The 21,265-nt window shown below is 53.0% G+C and carries 17 protein-coding genes and 1 rRNA gene; 3 read left to right on the forward strand and 15 right to left on the reverse strand.

Annotated features, from left to right (window positions below; translation table 11 throughout):
* Positions 1-140, forward strand: a 23S ribosomal RNA gene (locus VFA09_15035); the annotation flags it as partial.
* A 273-nt stretch (positions 141-413) separates the two neighbouring features.
* On the opposite strand, the gene VFA09_15040 is transcribed toward VFA09_15035, so the two are convergent.
* The 14 genes from VFA09_15040 to VFA09_15105 all read right to left on the reverse strand — a co-directional run bounded on the left by VFA09_15040 (position 414) and on the right by VFA09_15105 (position 18,012).
* The gene (locus VFA09_15040; GenBank protein HZU68590.1) at positions 414-2,009 is read right to left on the reverse strand and encodes a heterodisulfide reductase-related iron-sulfur binding cluster; all 1,596 of its coding nucleotides are present in this window, start codon (positions 2,007-2,009) and stop codon (positions 414-416) included.
* Between the two features lie 51 nt (positions 2,010-2,060).
* Complete coding sequence (locus tag VFA09_15045; protein ID HZU68591.1) at positions 2,061-3,209, reverse strand: SAM-dependent methyltransferase; 1,149 nt, start codon at positions 3,207-3,209, stop codon at positions 2,061-2,063.
* Complete coding sequence (locus VFA09_15050; protein HZU68592.1) at positions 3,206-4,540, reverse strand: FAD-binding oxidoreductase; 1,335 nt, start codon at positions 4,538-4,540, stop codon at positions 3,206-3,208. The genes VFA09_15045 and VFA09_15050 overlap by 4 nt, the downstream gene beginning before the upstream one ends.
* Before the next feature lie 27 nt (positions 4,541-4,567).
* Positions 4,568-6,037: an FAD-linked oxidase C-terminal domain-containing protein gene (locus VFA09_15055; protein HZU68593.1), complete on the reverse strand. Its 1,470-nt coding sequence runs from the start codon at positions 6,035-6,037 to the stop codon at positions 4,568-4,570.
* A gap of 115 nt (positions 6,038-6,152) precedes the next feature.
* Positions 6,153-7,040, reverse strand: a complete 888-nt coding sequence (locus VFA09_15060) for a lamin tail domain-containing protein (protein ID HZU68594.1) — start codon at positions 7,038-7,040, stop codon at positions 6,153-6,155.
* 34 nt (positions 7,041-7,074) lie between these two features.
* A complete protein-coding gene (locus tag VFA09_15065; protein ID HZU68595.1) occupies positions 7,075-7,260 on the reverse strand; it encodes a hypothetical protein in 186 nt (61 codons plus the stop codon).
* 21 nt (positions 7,261-7,281) lie between these two features.
* Positions 7,282-7,641, reverse strand: a complete 360-nt coding sequence (gene rsfS, locus VFA09_15070; GenBank protein ID HZU68596.1) for a ribosome silencing factor — start codon at positions 7,639-7,641, stop codon at positions 7,282-7,284.
* Between the two features lie 123 nt (positions 7,642-7,764).
* Positions 7,765-9,285: a GTP cyclohydrolase MptA gene (gene mptA / locus VFA09_15075; protein ID HZU68597.1), complete on the reverse strand. Its 1,521-nt coding sequence runs from the start codon at positions 9,283-9,285 to the stop codon at positions 7,765-7,767.
* 275 nt (positions 9,286-9,560) lie between these two features.
* The gene (locus VFA09_15080; protein HZU68598.1) at positions 9,561-11,420 is read right to left on the reverse strand and encodes a protein kinase; all 1,860 of its coding nucleotides are present in this window, start codon (positions 11,418-11,420) and stop codon (positions 9,561-9,563) included.
* A 223-nt stretch (positions 11,421-11,643) separates the two neighbouring features.
* A complete protein-coding gene (locus VFA09_15085) occupies positions 11,644-12,456 on the reverse strand; it encodes a PIG-L family deacetylase (GenBank protein ID HZU68599.1) in 813 nt (270 codons plus the stop codon).
* Between the two features lie 152 nt (positions 12,457-12,608).
* Complete coding sequence (locus tag VFA09_15090) at positions 12,609-13,442, reverse strand: A/G-specific adenine glycosylase (protein HZU68600.1); 834 nt, start codon at positions 13,440-13,442, stop codon at positions 12,609-12,611.
* A gap of 599 nt (positions 13,443-14,041) precedes the next feature.
* On the reverse strand, positions 14,042-15,436 hold the full coding sequence (locus VFA09_15095; protein HZU68601.1) for an alkaline phosphatase family protein: 1,395 nt from the start codon (positions 15,434-15,436) through the stop codon (positions 14,042-14,044).
* Between the two features lie 8 nt (positions 15,437-15,444).
* The gene (gene lgt, locus VFA09_15100) at positions 15,445-16,455 is read right to left on the reverse strand and encodes a prolipoprotein diacylglyceryl transferase (protein HZU68602.1); all 1,011 of its coding nucleotides are present in this window, start codon (positions 16,453-16,455) and stop codon (positions 15,445-15,447) included.
* A gap of 15 nt (positions 16,456-16,470) precedes the next feature.
* On the reverse strand, positions 16,471-18,012 hold the full coding sequence (locus tag VFA09_15105) for a sulfatase (GenBank protein ID HZU68603.1): 1,542 nt from the start codon (positions 18,010-18,012) through the stop codon (positions 16,471-16,473).
* 399 nt (positions 18,013-18,411) lie between these two features.
* On the opposite strand from VFA09_15105, the gene VFA09_15110 reads away from it, so the two are divergent.
* Positions 18,412-19,842, forward strand: a complete 1,431-nt coding sequence (locus VFA09_15110; protein HZU68604.1) for a hypothetical protein — start codon at positions 18,412-18,414, stop codon at positions 19,840-19,842.
* A 321-nt stretch (positions 19,843-20,163) separates the two neighbouring features.
* Here the strand turns inward: VFA09_15110 and VFA09_15115 are convergent, their stop codons facing one another.
* Positions 20,164-20,475, reverse strand: coding sequence for a hypothetical protein (locus VFA09_15115; GenBank protein HZU68605.1), 312 nt, complete (start codon positions 20,473-20,475; stop codon positions 20,164-20,166).
* Between the two features lie 207 nt (positions 20,476-20,682).
* Here VFA09_15115 and VFA09_15120 point away from each other — a divergent pair, with 207 nt between their 5' ends.
* A complete protein-coding gene (locus VFA09_15120) occupies positions 20,683-21,240 on the forward strand; it encodes a hypothetical protein (GenBank protein HZU68606.1) in 558 nt (185 codons plus the stop codon).
* The last annotated feature ends 25 nt before the right edge of the window (positions 21,241-21,265 follow it).

Raw genomic sequence — 21,265 nt, forward strand, 5'->3', positions numbered from 1 at the left:
AAGCCGCCCCCAAGAGGACTCTTCCCATCGCTCTGCGGAGCGATCAAGATCCCAGGCAGATGACCTGGTGGATAGACCGCGCGTGTGAGCCGGGCAACCGGCGCAGCGGAGCGGCCCTAATGATCGTACGGCTTGTTTCCCAACAGGCCACTTTGCGAATATCCTATATCTTCGCCAACATGACTCCATCGACGCGAGATACGTTTCATCTTGGATGAGCGTCTGACTCGTCGCTGGTGGTGTGTTTCTCACGCTTCAAGACCGCTGGTGAGCCTCTGCTCATCTCTTGCCTGGTCTCGGCAAAATTGAGGTAATTGTAAACAATCTGCAAACAGTTGACGACGAAAAAGGATCAGCTTCGAAAGCTGATCCTTTTTCGTTTTGCAAACGAGGAAAGTTGTCGATTTCCTGTATTACTCTCGTTTGCGTCGCCTGACCAGCAAGAAACCAATTGCTATCCCAACACTGATAGCTATGACTCGATTGCGGCGTCTAATCTTCTCTTTTAGAACATCTTGTGCAGGAATGGTATACAGGCCACCGGTCAGATATGCCTCATCAAGTAACTGAATCGGGTGGACAACGTCCAGTTCCATTCCCCTCTGGCGGGCGCCCAGTGCAATTTGCATCATGCAGCCTGGATTAGCAGTGGCGATGGCGTTTGCTCCGGTTGCTAGAATATTATTCATCTTGCGCTCTAGAAGCTGAGAGGCCATCTCCTGGTTGGTGATGTTGTAGATACCGGCGCTGCCGCAGCACCAGTCGGCCTCTTTTAAATCGACAATCTTCAGTCCCGGGATAGCCTTCAGTAGTTGTACCGGCTGCTGTTTGATCTTCTGACCATGATACAGGTGACAGGCGTGGTGATAGGTAATGGTGCGCGGCACTGCCCCCATTTCGCGATTCAGATCAATGCCTGCCAGGAATTCGTTCACGTCCTTTACCTTCGCGCTGAATGCTTCGGCGCGTTTAGCGTATGCAGGATCGTCGCGCAGCAGGTGACCGTACTCCTTCAGGTTGGAGCCGCAGCCTGCTGAATTGATAATGATAGCATCGCAGTGATATGGCTCAAACACATCAATGTTATGACGGGCAAGTTGCCTGCCGCGTTCCGCCTCTCCAGCATGGACATGCAGTGCTCCGCAGCATTGCTGGAGAGGCGGCGTAATCACTTCACAGCCGTTGGCCGTCAGAACGCGAATGGTCGCCTCGTTAATGTCGCGGTAGACCTGGTCCATGATGCAGCCACTGATGAAGCCGACGCGGTAGCGTTTTCTGCCAGGAGCAGGGGTGATTTCCGGCAAGGGTGCGGGTATCAGGTCACCGCTTGCGGCTGGCATGAGTTCTTCGGGCGTTTTCAATTTGCCCTGAAATGGAGTGGGCAAGTTGTTCACGGCGTCGAGCAGTCCGGTACGGTGTACCAGGGCTTGCAGGCCGCTTCTCTGGTATATTTTCAAGCCTGCAAATACCAGGGAGGTAACCAGGCGCGATGGGAGCATAATATCAAAAAAGAAACGCCGCAGGAATCGTTCTGTGAGATTTTCCAGCCTGGGACTTTTATCTTCACGCTCATGCAGGGGGAAATTAAGCGTGCCTTGGGGTTCAGGAAGTTCATCTTTTGCCCGCCATTGGCCGTTTGTGATATAGCTATGTGCCACCTCAAGCTGGATTTGTTCACGGGCGGCCTCGATCAATTTGCCGAATTGCACACCGGAAGGGCAGGCGGTCTCGCAGGCCCGACATCCCAGGCAGCAGTACATGTGATCCACAAACTCAGGGGAAATCTCCATGCGCCCCTCGGCTACAGCCTGCATCTGATAAATGCGCCCGCGCGGAGAGTCCATTTCTACTCCCAGCACGGCATACGTTGGGCAGGTGGGCAGGCAGAAACCGCAGTGGATGCACTGGCGCATCAAGTCGTAGGTATGCGTATGACGACGTAATGGCCCCTGGCTGGGCGCTACGTGCTGCGTCGATAAAGTGGGTGAGTTTGTTGATTCTGCGGGCATTTCTACCTCCTCGTATGAACCAGAAATACAGGACTATGAAATCTGCCAGAGTTATGACTTCGCTACAAGTGGCCGCGCCGTAACGACCGTCACTTCCTGCCGGTTATGGAAAAGCTGATGAGCCTGTACAATGTTGAAGTACCTGCTCAAAAGATGTAAAGCCTCCCTCAGGTTCTTCAATGGGTCTATACTGGCTGTTGCATGTGGCAACTTGAGCGTGCTGATGATGAAACCATCGCGCCGCAAGCATTTGCCCGCCTGAACCAGCAAGCGGGAAGCTTCTCGCGCATCCATGCGCATATCGTTAGCGATTATATCGAACTGGCGGTGCTTTTTCACGGCATCTTCGAGATACACTTCGGCATAACCACGAAAATGCTCCAGGCGCTGCGCGTGAGGTGAACGCAGCAGGCGCGGGTCAAGTTTAGCCGGATCAACCGCTACGACGCTTAATCCGGCCTCCAGCAACAACCGCGTCCAGCCGCCGGGAGCTGCACCGAGGTCGAGCGCGCGCCCGTGCGGTGGCAGCGAAAGCCCAAAGACTTCCAGGGCCTCCAGTAGTTTGAATTCGGCACGGCTGATCTGCTCGTCTGTCTGGGCAAAATGGCGCATGCCGCCCGGCCACGGACTCAGATTATCGCTGGCGAGCGAGATGCCGCTGTATGCTTTATCTGAGGCGCAGAGCAATGACACGATGATCTGTGGCTTTTTAATGGATTCTACCGCGCCGGTCTCTTCGGCGATAGCTTCAGCAAGTTGCTGGTTCAAGCGCCCACCGCTATATGGACGGTCGATAGTGGCTCTGGTTTGTGCCTCGCTTTGCACAAAACGGGTCTGCACCGCGAAACGTTGCCCTGGTTCCAGCAAGGGAAAGGTAGGCAGTTCCGCGATAGCTAAGGCCAGTTCGCCTATGTCCTTTTCTGTATTGGACAGGGTGACGATTGCCTGCACAGGGGCGAGGTGACGCACGAAGATGGGCCGCTGCTCAGCAACACGATGCATGAATTCTGGAGTGTTGGGAACGCTGCAAAGAGCAATACCGGGGGCCAGCACTTCATGGAGCATGAGGCGTCTATTTATGTGCTTCAGTTCGTCTAACGCGGCATCCAGAAATTCGGGGTGTGCGGTGAAGATCAGCGTAGGAACTGAAGTATCTGTCTGTTCTTTGTTGTTGCCATCTGGCCATATTTGCTGGTTCACAGGCCCCCCACAAAGCGACCGCGCACGAATGTACCCTTGGGATCAAATTGCAATTTGAGACGCTGCATCAGGTAGAAATCGGCGCCAGGTTCGCCCCACACGCTGATGAGCCGCTTGAGATCGACAGGGCAGCGCTCTACGACCAGGCTACCATGAGCAGCTCTGGCTTTCAGGCGCATCTCGGCGATTGCCTCGACCAGGCGAGGAGTAGCGTCGACTGGGCGCAATTCGATATAAAGAATCCCGTTACCTGCATGCGCCACAACTGCGGATTCAAGCTCGTGATGACGGCAGATGGCATCTAGCTCCTGAAGATAAGTGGCAACCTGCGATACCAGAATGGCGGCTTTGCAGGTGACCGATCCACGCGTATGTTCGCGTATGACCTGCCAGAATTGCTGCTGATCCTTCCCTGTCAGGTCATCGCTGAGCAAAGCGCTGTGTTTGCGTGCCAGTAAACGAGCCTCGTCCAACTGCCGATCAATGGTTGCCAGCGAACCCTCAAAATCAATAGCTAACGTATAGCCATCGGTCGGAAGCCGCAGGCCAAAGAAATCGCTCATATCGCTGGCCGCGCCCGCGTCTATCAACTCGATAGCGGATGGCGTGAGCAGGGAGCCAAGGATAGCCGTCACCGTATGCATGGCATCTGTGACATTCGAATAGGTGAGTAACAAGGTGCGCTCTTTCGAAGGAAGCGGTTGCAGTTTGAAATTCGCATCGATGATAATACCAAGCGTTCCTAGAGAGCCGATATAGAGCTTATTGAGGTCGTACCCGGCCACATTTTTAACGACTTTGCCGCCGCTGCGCCCAATTTCGCCATCGGCCTGCACGACATGTAGTCCGATTACCATATCACGGGCTGTACCATAACGCAGGCGTTTGGGGCCACTGGCATTCGAGGCTAAGATGCCACCAATGGTTGCCTGTTGAGCATCGGGTGGATCGAGCGCCAGCCACTGCCCTTTTTTCGCCAGTTGAGCCTGGAGCGCGGCTAAAGTAAGCCCTGCTTCCACATGGCAGGTGAGGTCGGGGGCTTCATGCTCAAGCAGGCGCGTCAATTGCGTCGTTTCGATCATCATATCTATGCGTTCGGGGATATCACCCAGGTCGATGCGCGAACCGCCCCCGCGAGCAAGGACGGTCAGATCTTGCTGGTTTGCAAGCGCCGTGACGAGCGCGACCTGTTCGGCGTTGGCTGGCATGACGACCATGCGAGGCAGTATACCATCGATGCTATAATCGCGTAGCTCATCGGGATCGATGGTTACGTTGATGCCGGGAATGGATTGCTGAAGCGTCGTTGCAAACGTTTCGATCTCAACCATCAGTCTTTTCCTTACAATTGATCTACATCACAATTGTTTTACGTCGGCACAACGTCCTGGCAGCGGGAAGAGCTTTCCTGGATTGAATAACTGGCGCGGATTCCATGCCTCGCGCACCTGTTGCATGATGCGCAAATCGACGGGATTGAAGATCAAGGCCATTTCTTCCTGTTTCTCAATGCCGACTCCGTGTTCTCCTGTGATCGTGCCTCCTACCTCAGCACAGACGGCCAGTATCTCATGTCCTGCCTTGCGCACGCGCTCGACCTCGCCGGGCACCTGCGAATCGAAGAGGATGAGCGGGTGCAGATTGCCGTCACCGGCGTGAAAGACATTGCCGACCCGCAAACCATAGCTGGTACAGATCTCCTCGACGCGCCGCAGGACGTAAGGCAAACGAGTACGAGGCACAACACCATCCTGGACATAAAATTCAGGGCTGATGCGCCCGACGGCGCCAAATGCATTCTTGCGCCCTGCCCAGAATAGCTGTCGCTCCGTTTCATTCGCAGCGATGCGCACGGTGCGCGCGTGATGCTTATTGCAGATATTGACGATCTGCTCGACCTGTTCGGCGACGCTTTCACGAATACCCTCGGCCTCCATGAGCAGAACGGCGGCGGCGTCCATAGGATAGCCTGCATGTGTGTCAGCCTCCACCGCCTGCAAGATCATGCGGTCCATCATTTCGATGGCGGCGGGTATGACACCGGAAGCGATGATCTCGGAAACGGTATTCGAAGCATCATCCATGGTGTCGAAGACGGCCACCATAGTCTTGACGGCTTCGGGCAAATGTACCATGCGCACAATGATTTTGGTAACGATACACAGCGTTCCCTCAGACCCGATGATCAAGCCGGTGAGATCATATCCTGGTGTATCATATGTCTGGCCGCCCACCTGCACGATATCACCCTCCGGGGTAACAATTTCCAATCCCAATACATGGTTGGTCGTAACGCCGTAGATGAGCGTATGCGGGCCGCCCGCGTTTTCGCCGACATTGCCGCCGATAGTGCAGGAACGCTGGCTGCTCGGATCGGGTACATAATAGAATCCCTGCGGATTGAGCGCATTACTCAGATGAAGATTGACCAGGCCGGGTTGAACAACCGCCCGCAGATTCTCGTAATCAATCTCGAGGATGCGGTTCATACGCGCGAACGCGATAACGATTCCGCCATAAATAGGGATGGCGCCTCCACTCAGGCCGGTGCCTGCGCCCCTGGGAACAACAGGGACGTTGTGATAGGCAGCAATTTTGACAATAGCCGCTACCTCCTCCGTCGTTGCGGGCAGCACGACGATATCAGGGGTGCTGCGATCAATTGAGGCATCGTACTCGTAAAGCATCAAATCATAGGGTGTGTGCAGGACATAACGCGCTCCAAGCAAGGCACTCAATTCATGCACGACAAGAGCTTTTTTCGATGCGGACATGCGCTCGAATGCAGGGGCGGTAGCAGGTGATGATGGAATTTCTGCGATGCTCATGGTGGTATTTCCCCTCAATCGCTGCCACAGAGTGGGCAAGCAATAGACTCCTGACCAACGGCTGTTCTAAGTTGATGATACCATGCGAATCGGGCTATGGGAAGATGGGAATCTATCAAGAAGGCCGGAAGAGCCGCCAGCACCAGAAGAGCATCAGAGCGAGAGCGATTACGAGTATGGTTAATAGAATACGACGAACGGTGTCTGAAACATTGTTTGTGGCAGGGGATGGCGATGGAACAGCGAGAGAGGCGCTCGTTATCGCTGTTGGGCTAGCTACAGCAGTTGGAAGCTGTAACCTGTTCCACGCTATCTGCGTTCCATCCACTATTGTTGGTGTATAGCCTGGATACCCTGCTCCACCGCCAGAACCGCCAGAGCCACCGGAACCTCCAGGACTCGATTTAGTGGGAGTCGGTGTCTTTTTAGGCGTTACATTACTGGCAGCAATGGTTGGGGAAAGCGTGACTTGTAAGGTGCTGGCGCCATCAGGTACGCGAGCATAGGATTGATCGGGGCCAAGCGCGGGAATAGTCAGCTGGTCAATGGTTACACCGCTGATATTGAAGCTCAAAGTGATGCCAGAACCAAGATAGGATGAGCCTTCATCTGGAAAAATGACAAGGTAATCATGCGCAGCAATGGCGCTGTTGAGAGGAAAGTAATATGGATATGGATTGGTATTGCTGGTAAAACTGGCATGTGAAGCGTACAGATCAAGCGCCTGATTGGTTGTATTATAGAGTTCAACCCACGAATCCGTGGTGTAAGAGGGCTTGCCTTGATCCAGGCAGTTCCATACTGTAGCAGGTGCGTAAAGTACTTCGTTGATTACCACAATATGCTGGTACGCGGGAGCGGGGACAAGCGGACCGGGCACAGGCGGAGGGACGGACGGCGCGCAGCCATGAGAACCGGCGGCATGAAGAGGCAAAGCAGACAGGCAGGAGAGCAGGGTCAAGACCAGTAGGGCAACTACAAACGATACCCGCAGCCGCACCACAAGGCCCTCCTTACGGTATCAGTTTTCTTTGAAGTTATTGATAGAGGCTTTCGTAAAGCACTTTCCGCCGGCGTGGAAGCCGGTCGTTGATGGCGTGCCGCAACGCCCCGACGCTACTTTCGCCAAGGGTAAAAGCAACGATTGAACCAATAATAACCCCGCAAACTCCACCTAGCGCAATGCCCTCAAGAAACATGCGATTTCGAAAAAATGTCAACATTGATCACCTTTTCTGATTGGTTTATTGCAGGTACACTACAGTCTTTGCATCATTCCAGAGGCGCTCCAGGCGGTAATATTCCCGTTCCTGTTTCCCGAAGATGTGTACAATAATATCACCAAAGTCCAGCAATAGCCAGCCGGTTTCGGCAACGCCCTCTCGATGAAGCAGCCTGGCTCCCTGCTTCTCTAATTGCTCTTCAACGGCTTCAGCAATTGCTTGTATCTGGCGCGTATTATTGCCGCTACAAATGACAAAGTAGTCCGCAATGGTACTTACGTCTCGAATATCGAGCAATATCACATCCGAAGCTTTTTTATCGGACGCGGCATCGACCGCTGTTCTTGCCAATTGTCCTGAGTCTAAAAGGACTCCTTCCACATTCACTCCTTTTCAATCCCGTTTCAATATATTCGTTGTGCCCGCATTATAGCACGGATACGCAACTGTTGTTAATAGTACGCAGGACTGGACGAAAAGTTCACCAGACGGGCAGAGATGCGATTATCGAGCCGGTCCTACGATGCCCAGCCACTCTTCTTTCGTTGTATGACGTTTGAGCCTGGCATTGTGCAGGATCTCGGCGCGTAATTCACCAAGCGTGCCCCAGCCTTCGGCTTCGACATCATATTTATGAATAGTTTCCTCGTTGCGTTGGCGCACCCAGATAAAGGTTTCATCCGGCAAATTGGTATATTTTTCTACCACGGCGCGCAAAATTTCGCGTGCCACATCTTCAACAAAGCGAGGATTGGCATGCGCTTTGTTCACGATATAGAGTTCATCGGGCCGCTTGAGCAACCCGTAGTTTTCTGAACTCATCGCGCTTTCGGCGATGCCGATAAGATCTGCGGCGTCCAGATTCTCGTCAGTGCCAATCATCAGGGTAGCTCGCCCGCGCTGGTTATGAGTGGCGAGCGGCGTGAGATTGAGCATCTTGTCGATCACATCCTCGGCGAAACCCTCTTCCTGCAAGCGCACGCGAGCAAAAGAGTGAACCATATCTTGCGCACACGGGCAGGCGACCATGCCCTCGACTTCGACGCCAATCATGCGCCTGGAAGTATCTTTCGTGGCGACTGCCTGCGCCATCAAACCATACACTTCCTGGGTAGGGCGACCGGAAACCGGTGTCCACCGTTGTAGCGGGTAGGCAGTGCGAATATGCACCTCGGCACGGACGGCTTTTTGCTTCTCTACAATGGTTTTAGCCACATGTTCGGCAAGTATCTCGATTTTTGGCCAGGCGTTGGTATCGATGCCCTCCATGACTTCATCGAGCGCATCGCTGAAACGCGACATGTGAACGCCTGCCTGACTCGAATCGAGGTCGGCATAGAGATCGAATGTGGCATTGAACCACTGCTGGTTTCCCTCGCTGCCAATCAGGATGGCCTTGGTCACGCCGACCACGCCCGCACGTCCCAGCCGCACATGTACCGTTGGCTGGCCACTTTGAATATCATGTTCAAGTGAGATGCGCAGGTCGGGTGCTAATTTTTTCACCCCTTCCCCGGAGACGGCATTCAGTAGCTGCTGAGCGGTATGCCCGGTTACAGGGTCAACGGCATCGGGAGCAATTTCCGCCAGGGGAACAAGTACAAATGCCCGCTCCGCCATACGCGGATGCGGAATAGTCAGATTATCTTCCGTAATATGTAGATCATCGTAGAAGATAATATCGATATCAATCGGGCGCGGTCCATTGCGAAATGTTGGCTGCCTGCCTATTGCCACTTCGATATCTTTCGCATATTTCAGTAATTCCGGTGCAGAAAGCGATGTCTTGCCCGCAATGACGATATTGAAAAACCGGGGCTGATCAAGGTAGCCTACCGGCTCTGTTTCATATATTGATGAAATTGCCGTGATCTCAACGACTTCCCGCAAGCGCTGTAATGCTGCTGCCAGATTTCCTCGACGATCTCCGATATTCGAACCTAACGCCAGGTAAACTGTGTGTGTGGCGACCAGTTTGTGCCCATTCTGGGAAAACGGTGGTGAAACCGTGGTATCTATGCTCATGTATAATGCAACCTCTCAAAACTTTTTCCATACCCATGTAACTAAAACATGGAGCCTGATGTCTTTCATTCCCTTATAAGTAAGATGGCTTTCGCGAGGGAAAGGGATACAACTAGAGGTTTGCGGAGCAAGTTAGTTGACATGCGAAAACAAGAGAACTACATACCTCTGCCACTGGCATAGGCGCAATCTTTACAGCGGCGGCTGTGGGCGAACTTCTTGGCAACATTGCCGGTCGCGGTAACGCGAGGACAAAGAAAAGCTACCCTCATCCATCATTTTTGAAACACCCATACATTGCTGAACATGGCCTCAGTTCCGCCGGCGCTATCTCCCGCCACCAGGAAGCCGATCAGGCCCGACGTGTAAGCGGAACCGGTTGCATCTACATAGCTCGAGACGATCAGTTGCTTGTTGATGTAAAAGCTGAATTGCGAGCCTGTTGCCACAATTAAAAACGTATTGATCTGGCCGTAGCCCTTGAGGATGGTGTTGGATGCCGTCCAGTCTATGAGCGTCAGCCAGTTCAAAGGATTGTTGCCGGATGCACGCACGAAGCGGTATTCGCCCAGGCTATTGAGTTCCAGGACGTAAAACTGGCGACCGCGTGGGCTTAGACGGAAAATCAGGCCATAGGTATCACCACGCAGCAATTGGGCCTGGGCAGTTATCACGACGTTGGAGAACGATTGGATGCTGGAGTAGCACCAGGCAGCTTCGTGCGCGGCATGTGTCTGGACATGATACCCCAGTGGTGAGAAAAAGCACTGGCTACCGTCATTCACCCAGCCGTTGCCCGGCGCTGTCATGCTATCCATGTAGAGAACGTTTCCGGCGCCAATAGCCGATGTGATGCCAGCAGTTGCTTGAGCGCGAGCCTCAGCTGCCAGTGTTGCCTGGATATGGGCCTGTCCTATGGCGGTAGCCGTCATATCCGCGTTAATGAGTTGCTGAGCGCCCAGAGATTGCGGGCCTGTATTCGCGCCGTGATGCGATTGACGCCCCTGCCACGTCATAAAACCTAAGGGTAATGCTATGACGAGAGATACCAGGCAAGCCAGGACAAGCAGTGCGGGCCATGGGCGACTTCTACGACGTGTGTTCTGCCTTGCGGTTGCTGAGGATACCTCGATCAGTGGCTCTTTCAATGGGATGAGCAGGGGAGTAATGAGTGGGTGCGATGATCCGAGGCCGGTCTCTGGTAGAACCTGAGTCGCGATGGATGGGACAATTACTGCTTTCTGCATAGTTTCTGCCGCTTCAGCAGAAACTTCTGAACTCGATGAAGTCGGCTCGGTGCTTGTTTGCGTATGCGCCTGTTCCTGTTGTAGAGCGTGCCACAAGGCATCCGCGAAAGCCTGCGCCTGTTGGAAGCGTTCATCCGGGTCTTTGGCCAGCGCTTTGAGAATGATCTCTTCAATAGAGGGCGGAATCTCGCTATTGAGTTCGCGTGGGGGCACAGGTTTTGATTGAATGTGTTTCAAGGAAATTGCTACAGGTGATTCGGCGGTAAATGGCACGCGGCCCGCCAGCATCTGGTAAAGGATGATGCCGAGTGAATAAATATCGCTTCGATAATCGCTCTGTCCATTGGATTGTTCCGGGGCCATATATTCCGGGGTTCCGATCATTGCCCCCGCGGTCGTGAGCGATTCGCCGCCTGTAATTGCCTTGGCCAATCCGAAATCGACGAGGTAGGCGTAACCATCCTGGCGCAGCAGAATATTGGATGGCTTTACATCGCGATGCACTACGCCATGGTCATGCGCATATTGTAAAGCTGAGGCAATCTGGCTTATGATACTGGTGGCTTCCTCAAGCGTAAGCAGTTTGCGCTTGAACAGGTAGTCGCGCAGCGTGCTGCCCTCGACATAGGGCATCACCAGGTAGTACCAGGGACTCTGTTCGCCGAAATCGTAGAGGGGCAGGATGTGGTTGTGGGAGAGCGCCCCAACGGATAGTGCCTCGCGCTCAAATCGACGCACGAACGATTCATCTCGTCCATAGAGTACTTTAATGGCTACCTGCCGCCGCACCCGGCGGTCATAGGCCAGGTATACTTCAGCCATACCACCCTGACCTAACCGCCTGCGCAGTTCGTATCGTCCTAATGTCAGACCTTCTATCCCCTTCATCTATCCACCCCATCCGCATCGATAGATGGTTTGAAATCAGTCGCAACCATACTGTCCTCTTGCTTCTCTTGCGCCTTTTGAGCGCAAACATCTTCTATACTCAGCATACCATGAGAGAAAACAGGTGTGGTCGGCGTGTTTCGTTGCCTGGTAGAAATTTACTAGTTGCGAGTATGCGAAAAGTACCAGGCAACCATTATTTCAAATACCGGACGGCCGTGGTCTAACGTGCAGTCCAGTAGCGCTCGAGGTGAACTGTCTCTACCGGACGAATGCTGTGCGTATAGTTTTCCATCGCCTCAAACATAGACGTTTTATCGCCGAAATTTGGAGCAATTTGCGAAGCGTACATTTCCGCTGCTTCCTGGCGCACGGGCAGCATTTCCGACATCTCGACCAGCGCAGGCTCCAGGGTATTGCCGAATTCCTTCAGACGCGCTTCTAAAGCCCCTTTTTGTAACACATACGGAAAGTCCTCATAAAGTTTGACGTTTGCTCCAAGCTGAATGAGGCGATCAACCGCGGAAGTGACGATCTGGTGATCCACGTGCCGGCCCACGCCGAGAGGCGCGTACCAGACCGCGTCGGGCAGGCGATCATGCAGAGCAACCAGGTGTTCGGCCAGTTGTCTATCAATATAGAGGTCTGATGGGTGAACTTCGCCCCCCATCAACTGGCTTTCCTGAGTATAGAACGATGGACTGCCGCGAAAAATCGCGTCGAGATAATCCAGCCAGAGATAATCAGTGTGCAGGTAATCAAGCGCCCTGGCGTCTTCTTGTCGCCGGGCAAGCACAGCATTCTGTATATCCTGGGGCCGGAATCCCATTCCCCTTAAAACCCGCTCGGCCAGAGGACTGAGAGTTATTGAATTATCGGGGATACCGGCGAAGACGGTGATGACCAGCGGGCGGAGTCCTACACTGACCTGCACTCCCAACGTGCCACCGCAGGAAAAGACGACGTCGTCGAAGTGCGGCGAGAGATAAATATGGCGATAGGTTCTGGTGATGTCATCAAGACTTTTGAGTTGCAACTGAATGTTCCTCCATGAAATAGATGAAATAATCTCGTTGTTATTGCGCTACGGGTAACAGCCTCAGTATACATGACCGGGCTGAGAGTACAAAATGATACGGTTTTAATGTCCAAAAGTCCCTGTTAATACTGTAGCACGAAGCAAAAGGATTATCCAGCAGGTAGCCTGACACCCTCATTCGTGCAATCGACCAGTCCATCTTTTACCAGTCCATCGATCAATTTTTGCAGCCACGGAAGGTCATCAGGACAAAATTCGGGTTTGATTTGCGGGCCGAGCGCAGTCAGGGAAATGCGCTCGTTAGCCGGTAGGGATCGCAGTTGAACGACGATACGCCCGCGAAAATAGCGGTTTGTGCTGGTAAATGGCCTCGTTTGATAGGGAGCTTTCTTTTCTGCAACCTTACGCATCTGACGGAGTACGGCGCCCGATGGGAAAAGACTCTGCCGGCTCATTTCAGTATAGGCGCTACAGGTTTCCTGAAGAGGGCAGCGCGTGCATTGCGGGTTAGTGCTGGTGCAAATGGTCGCGCCGAGATCCATCAGCGCCTGATTCCAGTCATAGGCTTCGCCATCAGGTAAGACCTGCTCCGCCAGCGCTAGCATCTGGTCGTTATTGAGTTTTGCTTCTGGATATTCCAGTCCCAGAAAGATGCGATGCAGCACGCGATAGATATTCGTATCGACGGTGGCCACCTGTTTGTGATAGGCAAAACAGGCTATCGCACCGGCTGTATAGCGACCAATACCTTTCAGTTTCAGTAGATCATCGATGGTATCGGGAATGCGCCCACCATATTCGGCGATGACCTGGCGGGCAATGGATTGCAGGCGTACTGCGCGCATGTTGTAACCCAGCGGCACCCAGACTGAAATGACATCCGCGGTGGAAGCGGCGGCAAGATCGGCAAGGGTTGGAAAAGTGGCCAGGAACTGCTGATATTTAGGCAGAACGCGATCAACCTGTGTCTGCTGGAGCATCATTTCGGACACGAGAATAGCATAGGGATCATTGGTTAATCGCCAGGGTAAATTCCTGCTTTCAGCCCTGTACCATGCCAAAAGAGAGAGATGAACCCGCGCCAGAACATCGGACGCGGGCCGTGAGAAGAAATAAGATGATGAAGATCGCTTGCCCATAAACGATTAAGGTGTAGTGCGCTGAGGCGTTGCGCTCTCCGGCTCTGCCATAGTATCTTCTGCAACAGCCTTTGCCTGTCCGCGCTTGCGCGCCATCAAAGAAAACAGCGTTTCGCCGCCTTCTTGCCAGCATCTGGAATCAGGAGCCGGGAGGTTTTCGCAGAGGATCCAGTCTTCTGCATCCCTTAGCACATGTCCCTTAATGCATTTAGCATACATCACGTGATCGTTCAATTCAGGATCGCCCGGCTTGATGTCAGGCGAGGCAATCTTCGGTATAAAAAACTTGCACCACGGCACGTTTAGGCACCTTCCTTACATTCGTTTTTCTGCTCTTAAGTGAGCATTTTTATAAGTTCACTCAAACAACAGAGCTTGCGACTTATTATAGCGCATTACGATGGTTTTAACCAGTGCAAGAATAAAAAAGGCTTATTTAGGAGCTAGATTTTCTGCAACACCTTGCCACGCAAACCCCTGGGTGCCTCGATATCGTAGCGGCTCAAGAGAGTAGGCAAGATATCATATATCTGGGCGTTCTCAATACGTTGTCCATTGCCGGGTCGTCGCGGGTCGTAGTAGATCATGAGGCCGTATTGGGCGTGGTTTGCGTCATCGGGTCCGGTGTCATTTTCCATCGTGTATAGTTCGCCTCCGCCCACGGTTCCTACCGAGCGCCATGCCAGGTCGGCGAAATAGACGATCAGATCAGGCGCGACACCGCGCACGTTTTGATAGATTTGTCGCGGAATAAAGACGCGGTTCCCGAATGGTCGGCCATCAGGGCCGGGGATGGCGCGCAGTTGCTCGGCCAGGGCTGTTCGCTCGCGTTCATATTCGGCCAGTGGGATGATGCCTTCAGGTTCGCGACCTCGCACATTCATGAAGATGCGGGCGTAGTAGCCTCCCGCGCCCCATGCCTTTGTGCGTTTCCAATCTACGGCTGCCTCTTCCAATGAGATGGGGCTGGTTGGCTGCTCGCGCAACGTGAGATAGCCGGCCATCTGGAGCCACTCGTTGATGCAAATGCCTCCCATTAATGGGCGAGCGCCATGGTCTGAAACCACCAGCACCGACGTTTCTTCTCCACAGTAGCTCAGTAATTCACCAATGCGCTTATCGACGTGGCGGTAGTACTCGTGGATAGCCTCACTGAATGGGGAATTGGGAATGTATCCTGGATGGCGCGGGTCCATATGCTTCCAGAGCGCATGGTGAATGCGGTCGACTCCCATCTCCACCATCATGAACAGGTCTGGCTCGTACTCCGTAAGCAGGCGTGTAGCTACCGTGAAGCGCTGATCGCACAGGGTGTAGATGTCTTTGAGGATGCGCGCTTTGTCTTCTGAACGAAAATTGGGCACATCGAGCAGGTAGTTATCGACCCACATCGCTATGCGGTCAGCCAGGTGCGGCGGCCACGTGTAGGCAACACGAGTCGAGGGGCTGAGAAAGCAGGAGACAAGCGCTCCATTGACCGGGTGTGGCGGATAGGTACCCGGTACGCTGAGAACAGCAACTTTCCAGCCTGCTTCGCTCAAGATATCCCAGAGTCGTGGTACGCGCACGGCCCTGCCATCAGCAATAGTCATGTGCTGGTAAGAGCGGTCGGCGCGGTTGCGAAAGCCATAAATGCCCAGCTCTCCCGGATCACGCCCGCTCATCATGCAGCTCCAGGCAGGCACGGTAATGGCCGGTATGCTGCTTTCTAGCAAGCCATAGCTGCCTTTTTGTACCAGCCCGGCAAGGTTTGGTAGGTCGTTACGCCATTGATCGAAGACTAGCGATGGCTCAGCGCAGTCGAGACCGATGATGATGAGGCGGGGGGACTTTGACATCGAACCAACTATCCTTTTTCGATGCCAGGCGTATTTACCCCTGTACTATTGACCCCGATTTCGCTTTCAGTACGCTGATCTTCAGATTCCGAACTGTTAACCGCTATTCCGTTGCTGCTGGCGCCGGCCTCCTCGTTTGCTAGTGCTTCTGAATCTGCTGATTCATTAGCTACTTCGGGCTGTTCTACCTCAGCGGCAGGCTGGCGGCGGTGGCGCAGGATCAGGATGGTGGCGCTGGTGATAACGGCAAGGGCGGACAGGATATGTACGAGATCGATGTGTGTGCCGGGGAAGTACCATGAGTCCGAACGCATGAATTCGATAAAGAAACGCCCGGTCGGGAACCAGATCAGGTACATCAAAAAAAGATCGCCATTGCGCAGGCGCGTCTTGAAACGGCGCGAGATGAAGTACAGGACGGCGAAGCCGAGCGCGTCCCAGGTGAGCTCATAGAGAAAGAGTGGTTGAAAGCGCACACTCTCCGGATAGAGCGTCAGGTTGTTATAGGGCGGAACGCGATGAGCAGGATCGATGCGCAGGCCCCAGGGGAGCGTGGTAGGCGGGCCGTACAATTCCTGGTTGATGAAGTTTCCGATGCGACCAATAGCCTGTCCAATCAGTAAGCCCAGGCCAATGCCGTCGAGGTAGATCAGTACCGGCAGTTTGCGTATGCGTAGGAATAAAAGCCCGGTGATGCCGCCTAAGATAATAGCCCCAAAGATATGAATGCCGCCATTCCATATCTCGAAAATTTTGATGGGGTTTGCCAGGTACTGCCCAACACCATTAGGTCCCGGTGGTGTCTGAATGAAGACGAAGTACAGACGGGCGCCGACGAGCGCGGGAATGAGCACCCAGAGCAGCATTTCCCAGATGCTATTTGGGTCCTGCCCCTTGCGTGCTACATAGCTACTGGCGACCATGGTGCCAGTGAAGATAGCAAGCGTCATCGTCAGGCCATACCAGTGTATCGCGAGAGGCCCCAATTGTATCAAAATTGGACTAACAGGTGGATACATAATACGTTCATGCTCCTATTCAAGGTAACCCAGGTTACGCAGACGATGAGATACCTGTGGGTCATTGTAAGGGTCAAGCCCGGTGTTGGGAGTTCCAACATCGACATGTTGCATAAAAGCCTTTAAGCGCTCTTGCATCATTTCGACCTGCTCAGGAAGGATATCGCGCAAATTCAAGGTCTCATCGGGATCGTCGAAGAAGTCGTAAAGCTCTACCTCGTCTTCTCCGGTCTGAATAAGTTTGTAGCGTTCGCTCCATACCGTCCGGCGTGGATTGTTCAAATGGGCCTTGCGCACCAGGTCTGGCCGGCGCCGTTCCAGCAGGCTCAGCGCGTTTTGGGGCGTTACTCCCTCTGAATAAACGATGGTATCGATGAGATCGCTATGTTCATTTTTTCGCGCCAGGGTAAGTCTCTGCTCAGCTTCGGTTGCGATTCCTGCCGCTGTTAGTATAGTATGAAAAATGCGCCTTGTCGAGGTCGTTTCTTCGACAGTAGTGCCGCGTGGAAAATCGCCGTCCGGGTCGCGAATGAACAGGGGGACATGCACAAGTTCGTTGTAAAGCGAGATGCTGTGCCCCATCAGTTCTTTCTCGCCCAGGTGCTCGCCATGATCCGCGCAGACAATGAAAAGTGTGCGATCCAGCCTGCCACTTGCCCGCAGTTTATCCAGGAATTCGCCTACTTGCTCGTCCTGGTTAGCCACTTCCGCGTTGTACATACCATCCAGCGTCGCCTTTTCTTTCGCGTCCATTGTGCCGGCCAGCGGGGCCAGCCAGCCGAAGACATCGCTGTTGAAGCGGCGCAAGTAATGCTGCGCCGATTTATCCTCTAAAACATGGGGCGCGAAACGCTCGACGAAGCGCCGCGGCGGATGGTAGGGCATGTGTGTGCCCATCAGGTTTATGAAGCTAAAAATAGGTTGATCTTCTGGAAGCCCTTCGCGCTTGATCAGCAAGCGCGCCGCATCGTTCAGTGCCCTGCCTGTATTGCCTTTAAAGCTAAGAGCGGTTTGCCAGAGTGGAACCATCAAAGGAGAAAATGAGAAATCCAGCAGCGTATCTGAACGTGCGAAGACATCCTGTATGCCGGTGATTGCATTGGCCAGGAAACGCTTGAAATGTTTACGATAGCGGTCAAACAGGTGCTGCTGCCCCCCGATCTGATTGGGGCGTGAAGTCATCCAGCCAGAATAATTCAAAAAGCTATTGAAACCTCTTCGCAGGCCGTTATTAACGACACCGAGCAGGGGATTGTTGCAGTACGCGGCAGTGAGGTAGTGATTATTGCTAAGCCGCTCTGCCAGCGTGGACATCGATGCCGGCAGAATCGACGAGGCATGGAACATGGTGTGGCTAGAAGGATAAACGCCGGTGAACATCGAGGCATGAGACGGAACGGTCCACTGGGCCGTTGAGACGGCATGGCGAAACAGCGTAGAATCGGCAGCAAGCTCGTCGATATGGGGCGATATTTCAAGCGGATTCCCGTAGCATGAAAGACGGTCGATACGCTGAGTGTCAAGTACGAGTAGCACAATATCCGGGCGTGCTCTCACTGTTAAGCTCCTTTTGATTGCGCCAGTACATAAGAGGCTGTTATTTTTCAGCTAGCTTAGGGATAACTGGCTGCCATTGTCTCCATAAACACTATCATAAATGCCGGCCTTTGTCTATAAAATGAGCATAGCCCGGCTTTGTTATAAAACGGTTAAGTCAATGCAAAGGGAGCGTAATACAAATATCTTTACTGTTTAGTTTATTTAATGCCCGCTTGCTTGAATGAGCTTCTGGATGAGTTTCTTGCTTGATTTAGAAAACTTATAAGCAAAAATCCTTAACCGCTTCTCAACCTTATCATTATTGCACCTATCTATTGATGAGTGCTATGTTGATTAATGAAGATCAGGGATTTCCTGACGTATTATCGGAAAGAACAGTATTTGAGAGGAAATTGTATGAAGCGGAAAATGAAGTTTGCCGGTCTCTGCATGTTTTTAGTGCTATGCGGAGGTATGGTAGCGGCTTTCATTGTGGTGCAGCGAATGCCTGGCAAGGCTCATGCTTCTGGAGGCGGCCAGGTTATCTTTCAAGATAATTTTGACAGTTACCAGCCAGGCCCTTTACCAACAGGTCCGGGGGCTGACCAGTGGTCGAGTGTAGGCATAAAAGGCACCGGTTTCAACGTGGCTGTTTCTAATGCCCAGTTCGAGAGTGCTCCAAATTCATTACAGATAACTCTGGGTAGTCAAAAGAACGGCTATGCATGGGCAGAGAAGGACTATACCGGTCCCGGCTATGTCGAACATACTGTAGACTTCAACCTTTATCTCGACCCAAGCCTCAGTCTTGGGAACCAGTCAATCGCTTTATTTACGGCAGAGAACGCCAGCCAGCCACAAAATGGCTCTGCCGCCATATGGTTGACTTCGAATGGTCATTTACAGGTTGTGCGTTATGATAGCCAGGGCGTCAAGCATGCTACGGGGGCAAAGGCCGGGCTTTCCTTGGGTCAATGGCATGCGATCGAGCTAAATCAGACAAACGATCCCCAGAGCGGCTCCTACTCTCTCCTGGTAGATGGAACGCAGGTTCTGGGAGAAACAGGAATCGATACCGGAAATACACTGGTGACGACCATTTTTGCCGGCGATAAACTCAGCTCTAATGCGAGCTTAAGCGGCTTATATTATGAAGATGATGTCGTTACTTCGACCACGACTCCACCACCGCCAACCGTTATCTTCCAGGACAACTTCGATAGCTATCCTCTAGGTCCCTTACCAACCGGGCCGGGAGCGAACCAGTGGACGAAGGTCAGTATAAAGGGTGCAGGCTTTGGTGTAGCGGTTTCCAGCGCGCAATCTCACAGCGCTCCCAATTCGTTGCAGATTACGCTTGGTAACGTGGCGCGCGGGCATGCCTGGGCGGAGAAGGATTATTCGGGAGCCGGCTACTTCACGCACGCGGCCCAGTTCTGGGTTTACCTTGACCCACACCTGGTACAGGGTAACCAGGCCATCTCCTTGTTCACCGTCAATAACAGTAGCCAGCCGCAGAATGGCTCGATTGCTCTCTGGTTAACTCCAAAACAACACCTGCAAATCATTCGCTACGATAGCCTTGGAAAGAAGTATATTGTAGGGACAACAGGTGTCCTGACTACCGGGGCATGGTTTAAGATCGAGATAGACCAGACGAACGATCCCGCCAATGGCTCATACGCGCTTTTCCTGAACAATACCCAGGTTGCAGGGCAGACCGGCATAGATACCGGCAATATCCCGGTAACTTCAATCGTTGCGGGCGATAGGCTCATTTCTCGCGCCGGACTATCCGGGTCTTATTATGAGGACGATGTGATAACAGCAACCGGTTATATTGGGTAAAGCGAACCGTTCCTAAGCGTGTCGTTGCATTCCATAATCGATTTTCCCAGGAGCCGATCAATCGGCCCCTACGGCACCACCGTGGGGGCCGTTATGTATTTTTACCATCAAAATCCAGGTCGTGTCATTCTGAGCGCAGCGAAGAATCTGTGCCCTGTCGCGCTGAGATTCTTCGCTGCGCTCAGAATGACATGACCTGAACCACAGATGCTGAACGAGGCGAAGAATGGCGTGACCTGAACCACTCAGATTATCGGTTTTGGTCGTGAAAATTCATTATCGGCCCCATTGACGCATTCTTTCAGAAAGGTCCCATTTTGCTTACAGTCCGCGACTGACGGCAATGCGCAGCCACCAGCTACCTGTTTTGAAAGCCAAAATCAGGTAAAACCAGCCCCAGGGTTCCTGAATAACCCAGTAGCTGGCCGCCATTGCCAGAAAGAAGAGGCTGGCAATCGCGGAGAGCTGCTTTAAACGCCAGCTGCGCAAGCGCCAGTTAAAACTTTGCACCTGGCTTCCGCGAAAATGCCACAGAACCAGGCCGGTCGTTACTAAGAGGGCAACAGTGCCGGCGATGCCAAACCCGAAAAGGTAGGGTGAGAATACGCCAGGATTGAAAGTACCGGCATCCATGAGAAATGTCCTCGATTTGTGTTCATGAACCGTTGCTACAATAGGCCTGGGTTATTATATGCAATTATAGCATGCAGCGAGTGCCTGTAGTATACTAAGGGGGCATGTCATTCTGAGTGAAGCGAAGAATCTGAAAAGGGATGGCGTGTAGGGACCCGATTGATCGCGTCCGGGGGTAGGACTTTCCCCGACTTCGTGGAGTGAAGTGTGTTAGCAAATGAATTAGTCGTGCTTGACGCCGATTCTCGTCTTTGGCAGGCAGCACGTTCATTATTGAATGCCGCTTTACGGCTGGATCAGTCTGATGATGCGTACTCGTGGCATGGATGGGATAAGCTTCAGATAAACTCCTTCCTCAAAAATTTGCCGTCGCCGTGTAGCCTGGTTGTGGGAGTATGGAAAACTGTGCTTGCGCAAGATGGTGAGGTGGAGCGCGAGGAACTGGCATTGGGCATCGTTTGTGCGGTGGTCGAGGGAGAAGTTCACTCGATTTGCACCTTTGAAGCGCTGGCTGCTGCCGGACTCAAGTCTGTTAAGGAACTGGAGCCTGGCATTGATGATGCCGTGGAGATTATGCGTGCAGCCCGCAAGCTGTTTGCTCCCGTGGCCTGGGCGCTTTTTATCGAGAAGCCGGCATGGGATGAATGGCTGTTTGCCGGTGGAGACGATGGCGCGGTTGCGAATAAAGGAGAACTGCTTGCCTCTTATGCTCGCCAGGGGCGCTGTGTTTTGATGGGGAGCCAGACCGGGCATCATCATCCATGAAATGGGCTGGAACAATCATGAGGAT

Source organism: Ktedonobacteraceae bacterium (assembly GCA_035653615.1).
In the GTDB taxonomy this organism is placed as follows: domain Bacteria; phylum Chloroflexota; class Ktedonobacteria; order Ktedonobacterales; family Ktedonobacteraceae; genus DASRBN01.